The sequence below is a fragment of the Nostoc sp. genome (genome assembly GCF_036916575.1).
Lineage (GTDB): Bacteria > Cyanobacteriota > Cyanobacteriia > Cyanobacteriales > Nostocaceae > Nostoc.
Window position 1 is genome coordinate 1 of record NZ_JBALGC010000121.1, and the last position, 9,017, is coordinate 9,017.

Genomic DNA, 9,017 nt, shown 5'->3' on the forward strand with positions numbered 1-9,017 from the left:
ACTGTTCGTTACTTAAGTCTCCTCGGTTCATCTTTACTACATAGCGATCGCCTATTTTTTTAGGATACAACGAGTTTGAAAACACGCCCTAGTCCATATAAGCGATCGCACTTTTGGAAGAAAGCAAAAATAGCCGTGCAGACTTATTTTTTGCTCAAGACGCTGGTGCTTTAGGCATTTATCGATCCCTCCTAGCCCATGCCAGTCGCTGCACTTGGGGGTTTCTCCTATGAGTAAGTGGCGTGAATTTAGGGGAATCTAAAACGTTTTGCTCTTTGCTTAGAGGACTTTTCAAACATCTTTTTAGAGTGATAGAGCGCTAATCACGATTAAACAACTGTAAAATTATTTATGGTTAGTGACAACCCAGGCGATAGTTGTGCAAATTGTATCTGAGTAAAGGCATTCGCACTGCCATCTTTGTCAAAGAATAATCCACCTGTAATGTTGTTGTAAATAAATCGCTGAGTGCTAGTGGTTGCAGATGCTCCCAGGGTAAACTGACTTGTCTTAAGTGAACCGATTGATAACCCGCCACCAAAACCCGCAGCCGATACTTGAATGAGTTCATTAGTGGGGTTGAAGTCATCAAGTCTATCAATGCCTTCATTGAAACTATTGAAAGCAAAGGTATCAGTACCAGATCCTCCAATTAGGCTATCATTACCATATCCTCCAATTAGAGTATCATTACCAGATCCTCCAATTAGGCTATCATTACCATATCCTCCAATTAGGCTATCATTATCGTCATTGCGACGATAGCCCCCAGAGAGCGTATCGTTGCCATTGCTCCCCACAATCAAGTCATCGTATTTTGTACCTGAGATATTTAATTGTTCGATATTTTTGTAGCTAACCCGATTCGTGCCATCCGTAATTGAGCCAATGTTAGTAGTAGCATTGAATGTCGAAGTGATTCCCTTGGTAGCCTCGCTATAATCGACGGACAATAAATCGTCACCTGTTCCCCCATCAATGGTATCATTGCCACTACCTGTGGAGAGCGTATCGTTGCCATTGCTCCCCACAATGTTGTCATCGTATTTTGTACCTAAGATATCTAATCGTTCGATATTTTTGTAGCTAACCCGATTCGTGCCATCCGTAATTGAGCCAATGTTAGTAGTAGCATTGAATGTCGAAGTGATTCCCTTGGTAGAATTATAATAGTTTTCAAACGACAATAAATCGTCACCTGTTCCCCCATCGATGGTATCATTGCCACCATCGCCCACGGTGAGCGTATCGTTGCCATTGCTCCCCACAATGTTGTCATCGTATTTTGTACCTAAGATATTTAATTGTTCGATATTTTTGTAGCTAACCCGATTCGTACCATCCGTAATCGAGCCAATGTTAGTAGTAGCATTGAATGTCGAAGTGATTCCCTTGGTAGAATTATAATAGTTCTCGAACGACAATAAATCGTCACCTGTTCCCCCATCAATGGTATCATTGCCACCATCGCCCACGGTGAGCGTATCGTTGCCATTGCTCCCCACAATCAAGTCATCGTATTGTGTATCTAAGATATCTAATCGTTTGATATTTTTGTAGCTAATCCGATTCGTGCCATCCGTAATTGAGCCAATGTTAGTAGTAGCATTGAATGTCGAAGTGATTCCTTTGCTGCGACTAAAGACAAAACTTGAATATCTCAGGGACAATAAATCGTCACCTGTTCCCCCATTTATCGTATCGTTGATCCCCCCATAGATCGTATCGTTACCTGTTCCCCCATCGATCGTATCGTTGCCATTGCCCCCATAGATCGTATCGTTGCCATCGCCCCCAGAGAATAGATTATTGCCCGTTGAATCGGAAACATCCAAGCGATCGTCACCAGCGCCACCGTTGAGGGTATTATTGCCAGAAGTGGGTACATCTTCTCTACCGTTAAAGCCAGAGGCATTAAGATAATCATTGCCATCGCCACCATTGAGTAGGTTATCGCCTGATGAATAGTTAACATCCAAGTTATCGTCGCCAGCACCACCGTTGAGGGTGTTATTGCCTAAGGAGGGATCGGTGTGGTTGTCCGGGTCTGTGTCGTAGAACGACGAGTTGCCAGAGGCCGAAAGAGTATCATTGCCATCGCCACCATTAAGTAGGTTATTGCCTGTTGAAGCGATAGCACTCAAGCCATCGTTACCAACGCCTCCAGAGAGTAAGTTATTGCCTGTTGAATAGTCAACATTGAGAAAATCATCACCAGCGTCATCAACGAGGGTGTTATTCCCTGCACCATCAACGAGGGTATCATTTCCTGCACCACCAACGAGGGTATCATTTCCGGCATCACCTCTCAAAAGGTCGTTGCCACTTAAGCCGTTGATTTTGTCATTACCCCCCTGACCATTCACAACATCATCTGAGTTGTCTAAACCTGTAATGTTATTGTCAAGGTCATTGAGGAAAGTCACCGTGTTCTTGATGCCAATGCTAGTATCAGTGGAGTTGGCATCTAAGACATTAAAGCTGTCGGTGATGCTAGTTTGCCCATCAAACAGGATATTGCCAATAGCTGGTTTTGCTCCAGAAGCTTTCAGATTCTCCAAGTTTTCTAATTTGAAGTTTTGGAGGATAACTTTGGCAATAGGCTGCGTTTCTTCAAAGGTGATTTCCAGATTCTTACCATTCTGGGTCAGCAGCAGATTTCGAGCAGTTAATCCATCTCCTTGGAATTTGATGGTATCGACTTCGGCAATCACTGCTGCTGTTGGGTTTATTCCTTGACCTATGCCACCGAAATCGGTGATCGTATCAGTGCCCTCGCTCAAGTAGGGCGGCGCGAAGCCCCCGCCGCTGTCATGGAAGTTGTAAACAAATTTATCCTTGCCGCCACCACCAGTTAACGTGTCGTTGCCCTGATTACCTGTGATAGTATCGTTGCCAGCAAGACCATTAATCGTATCCGCGCTGTTAGTACCCAGTAGCGTATCGTTACCATTAGTTCCAATGATATTTGCCATAACTTTTTCCTACCTAAATTGATTTTTGGAGTAAATTCAGTTCTCAAGTTGTTGTTAGTGCTGTTTTCGGGCAGAAAAATTCGCTGAATCTTGATATTTCGACATATTTTCATGTCACTCTTGAGGGTTAGGAATTTTTTTTGAAGATTCACCCTTTGATTGGATTGCAAGTAATACTTCTGGCACTATCTCGAACTATCTAAGTCTTAGGCACTGTACAAATTCATCAGCATGTGGATTCACAAAAACAATTAGCTTCAGACTTCTTTTAATCATCCTTCATCAGTAGCCCAGGCAAGGATTTACCGTAGGCATCGTTGAAAAAGAGTGTAAAAATCAAGCTTGAATGCTTGAAACCCACAGTTGATAATTTAGCTGGTTTGTCAATGTGTAAGTCTTACTAGCTTGAAAATAGGGAAGATTTGACAGGGCATAAGAGAAGGAATCTCTATGCCTTTGTTGTGGGCTATTATCCGTGGGTGTTTAGCTTGAAAATAGGAAATATCTAAATAACCCGATAATAACTAAATACCGAATATTTACTTAAATGTCTATATTTAAAGAAATATCTTTGTATAATCTTCATATTATTTGCTGATCGCTGATTGAAGAAATAGCCTTGGGGACAAGGGAATAGGGGGACAACGGGAAAACCCCATAGATAAATCTAGTTGCTCTGAAAACTTGGACGTAAAGTAATATCATGTCCGGTTGAACACAAGTCAATTGCGTACTCCTTTGGAAAACCCGTTCGCGTAGCGTCTTTGCCAGGATATTCGTGAGAAGTTAAGACAAAGTGCCTTTTATCAATCAATTAAAATACTCAAAATAGTCTTAAGAAGAATGATAATCGTGCAGAGGGAAGGGGATCTCCAATAGCTATGCACCTTAACCAAGCAGTATTGGAGTTTCTTTTTGTTTAAGCTAAAGGTCTTGAAGTGAACCAAGGCTTATGTAAAACTTGAGATCCTTCGCTTCTAGCCTACTTTTAAGGAATTGATCAATGGCGCGTCTAGCCCTGCTGAGTGTATCTAACAAAACTGGTTTAATTGACCTAGCCCGTAGCTTGGTTGAAGAATTTGACTTTGATTTAATCAGCAGTGGGGGAACAGCCCAAGCACTCAAAGATGCGGGACTCCCAGTTACTAAAGTTGCAGATTACACAGGTTCTCCAGAGATTTTAGGTGGTCGAGTTAAAACGCTGCATCCCCGGATTCACGGCGGGATTTTGGCGCGGCGAGATGTCGCGCAAGATATTACAGATTTAGAAAATAACCAAATTCGCCCGATTGATTTAGTGGTAGTGAATTTATATCCTTTTGAGGAAACTATTGCTAAACCAGGGGTGACATTGGCTGAAGCTGTTGAGCAGATTGATATCGGTGGGCCAGCAATGCTGCGAGCATCATCAAAAAACTTTGCCTATCTGACTGTATTATGCGATCCGGCACAATATGAGGAGTATTTGCAGGAATTGCGGCAAAATAACGGCGAAGCATCCCTAGAGTTTCGGCAAAAGTCTGCGTTAAAAGGATTTTTGCATACTGCTAGTTATGATCAAGCGATAGCATCTTACCTCGCAGAAGCACAGCAGTACACCCTTAGCGGCACACAATTACAATCTCTGCGTTACGGCGAGAACCCCCATCAACCCGCCGCTTGGTATCAAACTGGTACTACCCCAACCGGATGGACAGCCGCTACAAAACTGCAAGGCAAAGAACTTAGTTACAATAACTTAGTTGATTTAGAAGCCGCACGCCGAATTATTGCTGAATTCACTGATACTCCAGCAGCAACGATTATTAAACATACAAATCCCTGTGGTACAGCGCTGGGAAGCACTATTTCAGAAGCGTACCAAAAAGCTTTCAATGCTGATTCTACTTCTGCCTTTGGTGGGATTGTTGCACTCAACCGTCCGATTGATGCGGCAACAGCCAGCGAGTTAATTAAAACATTTTTAGAATGCGTGGTTGCACCAAGTTGTGATACAGAAGCTCAAGAAATCCTTGCCAAGAAATCTAATGTGCGAGTTTTGACTCTAGCTGATTTGAGCAGTGGTTCTAAGGATACAGTGAAAGCGATCGCAGGTGGTTTCCTTGTCCAAGCTAGCGATGACATCATTGCTGATACCAGTCAATGGCAAGTAGTCACCGAACGTCAACCCACCGCTAGCGAATTAACCGAATTGCTGTTTGCTTGGAAAGTTTGCAAACATGTTAAATCTAATGCGATTGTTGTCAGTGGCGATCGCACTACACTAGGAGTAGGTGCTGGTCAAATGAACCGCGTCGGCTCAGTTAAAATTGCCCTAGAACAAGCTGGAGAAAAAGCCAAAGGTGCAATTCTCGCCAGCGATGGATTTTTCCCCTTTGATGATTCAGTCAGAACAGCGTCAGCAGCAGGAATTACAGCCATTGTCCAACCAGGGGGAAGTTTGCGCGATCAAGATTCAATCAAAGCTGCTAACGAACTGGGTTTAGTGATGGTCTTAACTGGTGTACGTCACTTTTTACACTAAATTCTTGACCGTAAGGTGTGCAGTTTTTAAAGTGTCACACAAAATACTTGCCCTTTGATAGAGGCAGTGATATTGTAGAGTCGTGTGTGAGGAGCAAGTTAAAAATAAGAAGCGCCTGGGGTGGAAACACGGCAACACTCCCAAGCGCTTTTTAATTTGTCAGAAATTGGATTGGTTGTGCAATTTTAGAAATGTCACTCAATATACTTGCCATTTGATAGATGTAGTGATATTGTTTATTTGTGTGAGGAGCAAGTTGAGAATAAAAAATGCCTGGGGTGGAAACACGGCAACACTCCCAGGCGTTTTTTAATTTGCATATAGAAATATAAAAATTGCATTGCTTGTCATAGCGTTTCCAACGTATTTGTTGCAGCAATTTAGTGAAATGGTATCAGAAATTAAATTAGCGGTGCAGTTCTGAAAGTGTCACTCACTATACTCACCTTTTGATAGAAGCAGTGATAGTATTTATTTGTGTGAGGAGCAAGTTAGAAATAAAAAGCGTTTGGGGTGGAAACACGGTAACACTCCCAGGCGCTTTTTAATTGGTATGCAGAAAAAAGTTCTTGCATATTCGCTGGAATGATTGAGAGAATCACCTAGAGGCTAGGACGGAGCTTGTACTCCGAAGAAAGACAATCGCCTTGGAAGGGCGGGGCTTCATACCCATGTTCCGCTTCGCTCCACACAGAGGGAAAGGGTTTGCTCTCCCTGCTCCCTGCCCCCTTCCCCTCTGCTTCTTCGGTGACACCTTCTGTTATGATGTGCAGGGTAATGACAGCAAGGCAGCAAGAGAAGCACAAGCAGCGTTACGCTTATTTGGACTTTTACCAGCAGTTCGAGGTAGCGAGTTGCGTTTACTTTGGGATGAGTTTGAAGCAGGAGAAACACCCACTACTAAGTTTGCCGCAGCCTTAGACCGTATACAACCCTTGCTGCAAAATCAGCAAAATGGGGGTGGAACTTTGCGTACTCATAGTATTAGACGCGAGCAGGTGATGAAACGATTAGCACCTGTAGAAACGGGTGCGCCGGAACTTTGGCCGTTTGTTTTGCAAGTAGTTGATGATTTTGTCGCCGCAGGATATTTGAAAGATGATACTGCCCTAATTACTCAAGATTTTCGCGCTGGAATATAGTTAGCTTTTTCCCAAGTATATAGGTTCTAAAATCGTTTCTTTAACCGTCTCATCTACTCTTTCTAGACTATAGGCTTTGGGTTGCGGACGTGAACTCACAACTTTTTCCAATTGCTCTCCAACGAAATGGAGAGCAACCCCATCGTCTACAGCATATCCAGAGCTAATAAGTCCTGCTGATAAAAGTTGATGGTAAGCAGGTTTTCTTGTTGGCTCACCGTCGTAGTGAGGACAGTTACTACCTTTTAGAAAGCCAAGACACTGTAATACAGTCATCTTCCCAGGAATAGAGTCCGTCACTCCCTCTTCAAACCAACAAATAGAGCCTGCACTCAAGCCAGAAAGAATAACGCCACTTTCCCAAGCTTCTCTCAAAATATGGTCAAGTCCCCACTCTTTCCAAAGAGCAATTAGGTTTTTAGTGTTTCCACCTCCTACATAAATAATGTCCTGCTCAAGAACAAAAGACCTAAAATCCGATGTTGGTGGGTTAAACAATGACAAATGAGATGGCTGACATAGAAGCTGCACAAAAGCTGAGTAGAATCTAACAATATATTTGTCAGAATCACCACTTGCTGTAGGGATAAAACAAATCTTCGGTCTTTTCTTTTTGGATAATCCCAGAATATATCGATCAAGCAAAGGGTTTTCAGGTTCCATTGAAAAGCCTCCACCGCCCATTGCAATGATTTGTTTAGGAACTGAATTTGTGCTCATTTTTAAATTATGTTCTATTTCTATCCAATCAAATGACCTGAGAACCAACCTCTGAAATCGGTTTTGCCAAAATTTCCTCCCACTCAGATTGCGAGAAGGGTTTCACCTCTATCTGCATATCAAAACAATTACTAGCTGCGGCAACTAAAGCTGCAATAATATTTTCCACACTCAGACTTTGAGGCAATTGTACATTCCTAAAAGATTCTGCACCAAATACTTGATCGAACAGTTCAGCATCCGGTTGCAAACGCATGGAACCATGTTGCAAAATTACCCCACCACGTCGCAGTTGAGCGCTACCAATGAGTTTGGCACCATCTGGCAAAACTAAATCTGCATTGGTAGCAGTGCCAAAACAGTTAGGGTTGTGGATGTAACCTCGCCCAGCCGTACCGTAATCTAATTCTACGCCAAGCGATCGCCACCCTTGAATCAAAAACTCACAAATTTTTTCGTATACCTGGAGGCGACTACCCACCAATCCAGATGTGACTACAGCGTAAGTTAAATCACCTTGGTGTAGCACCGCCCGTCCACCGCTAGGACGCCGAACTAAATCCAGTTTTTGCCCTTGCCAAGTTAAATTTTGCCAATATTCAGGGTATTGGCGTTGATGATAGCCGAGAGAAATGGCAGGTGGCGACCAGGTATAAAAGCGCAGAGTTGGCGGATGCTTTCCCGACTGATGCTGTTCTAGCAACCAGTGGTCAATCGCCATCTGTACATTGCCAGCCGTTTCTAGCAAAGGAATTAGTCGCCACACTTGATTGCTATGCATCCGATACAGCAAAAGCCCAATCCAAAATCCAAAATCCAAAATTCCTTAAGTCGCACCAAATTCAGCTTGTAAAGCTTCATCGTTATTATCAGCGATGGTTGCCACAATGGTAATGATCCGAGACACTTCGCCAGGAGATAACTCTGCTAAGGTGCGTGTTGATATCACAACCACTCGGTTTTCAATAATACCAAAACGCGCTTCAAAAGTGCTGGAGCAGTTCAACTCTAAAAGATACCGCATCAACTTAGGTTCATTTTTGGCAGGTAAATTTAGCACCGCAGACCAAACCGTTATGGTGTCTTCATCGCTTGTGCCGTTGAGTTGGACAAATACCTCCACACTCCCATACTTAAACTTCCAGAGATAACCTCCCTCTGGAGTGTGGTTAACCATCGCACTGTCATCTTGTTCCAAAGAGTCGATGACATTTTCAATTACCTCTAAATGGTTGATGCTTGTCCTCTCGGCGATTAGTTCATTGACGGATTCGTTGGTTTCTTGGTAGCTTGTCATACAGATTTTTTCTCAACATACTCGCTGTTTTATCTACACATACTTTATAACTTGTGGACGCAGTTAGTTTGAGCTTCCTTTTGCTCTTTGGTGTAGAGCGGGCGATCGCATTTCCCAAAAATTCAAAGTGCGATCGCTCACTTTTGCAGTTGACTGCAATACAGACCTAACAAGAACAACCCCTTCTCTATTAGCGTTGGGCAGGGTGGTTTCATACGAAAAAAGAAAAATACATAAGTCTTGATTTCTCGTTTTGTGTCTAGGCTTTTTGCCTCTCTCCAAACCTCTCCCCCACGGGGGGAGAGGCTTTGAAACCCAGTTTTAGTTTTTCTCTGCTTGTATGAAACCACCCTGCTTCC

General features: G+C 43.1%; 5 protein-coding genes and 1 pseudogene. 2 read left to right on the forward strand and 4 right to left on the reverse strand.

The genetic code is table 11. The features are described 5' to 3' along the window. Positions 1–329 precede the first annotated feature (329 nt). Positions 330–2,975 (reverse strand): annotated as a pseudogene (locus V7L29_RS26925) (beta strand repeat-containing protein); the annotation flags it as partial. Positions 2,976–3,978: 1,003 nt separating this feature from the next. On the opposite strand from V7L29_RS26925, the gene purH reads away from it, so the two are divergent. After that, a complete protein-coding gene (purH, locus tag V7L29_RS26930; RefSeq protein ID WP_334737368.1) occupies positions 3,979–5,499 on the forward strand; it encodes a bifunctional phosphoribosylaminoimidazolecarboxamide formyltransferase/IMP cyclohydrolase in 1,521 nt (506 codons plus the stop codon). A gap of 671 nt (positions 5,500–6,170) precedes the next feature. Next, positions 6,171–6,641 (forward strand): HD domain-containing protein, encoded by a 471-nt coding sequence (locus V7L29_RS26935; protein ID WP_334737369.1) that lies wholly within the window; start codon positions 6,171–6,173, stop codon positions 6,639–6,641. Here V7L29_RS26935 and V7L29_RS26940 read toward each other — a convergent pair whose 3' ends face one another. The 3 genes from V7L29_RS26940 to V7L29_RS26950 are packed head-to-tail and all read right to left on the reverse strand — an operon-like array spanning position 6,642 to position 8,658. Continuing rightward, complete coding sequence (locus V7L29_RS26940; protein ID WP_334737370.1) at positions 6,642–7,409, reverse strand: peptidase E; 768 nt, start codon at positions 7,407–7,409, stop codon at positions 6,642–6,644. It lies immediately after the preceding gene. Beyond that, entirely contained in the window at positions 7,390–8,142 is a 753-nt protein-coding gene (locus tag V7L29_RS26945) for a lipoate--protein ligase family protein (RefSeq protein WP_334737372.1), read from the reverse strand. Before V7L29_RS26945 ends, V7L29_RS26940 begins: the two co-directional genes overlap by 20 nt. A gap of 45 nt (positions 8,143–8,187) precedes the next feature. Then, positions 8,188–8,658 carry a YbjN domain-containing protein gene (locus V7L29_RS26950; RefSeq protein ID WP_334737371.1) on the reverse strand — a complete coding sequence of 157 codons (471 nt, stop codon included), beginning with the start codon at positions 8,656–8,658 and terminating at the stop codon, positions 8,188–8,190. Positions 8,659–9,017 lie beyond the last annotated feature (359 nt).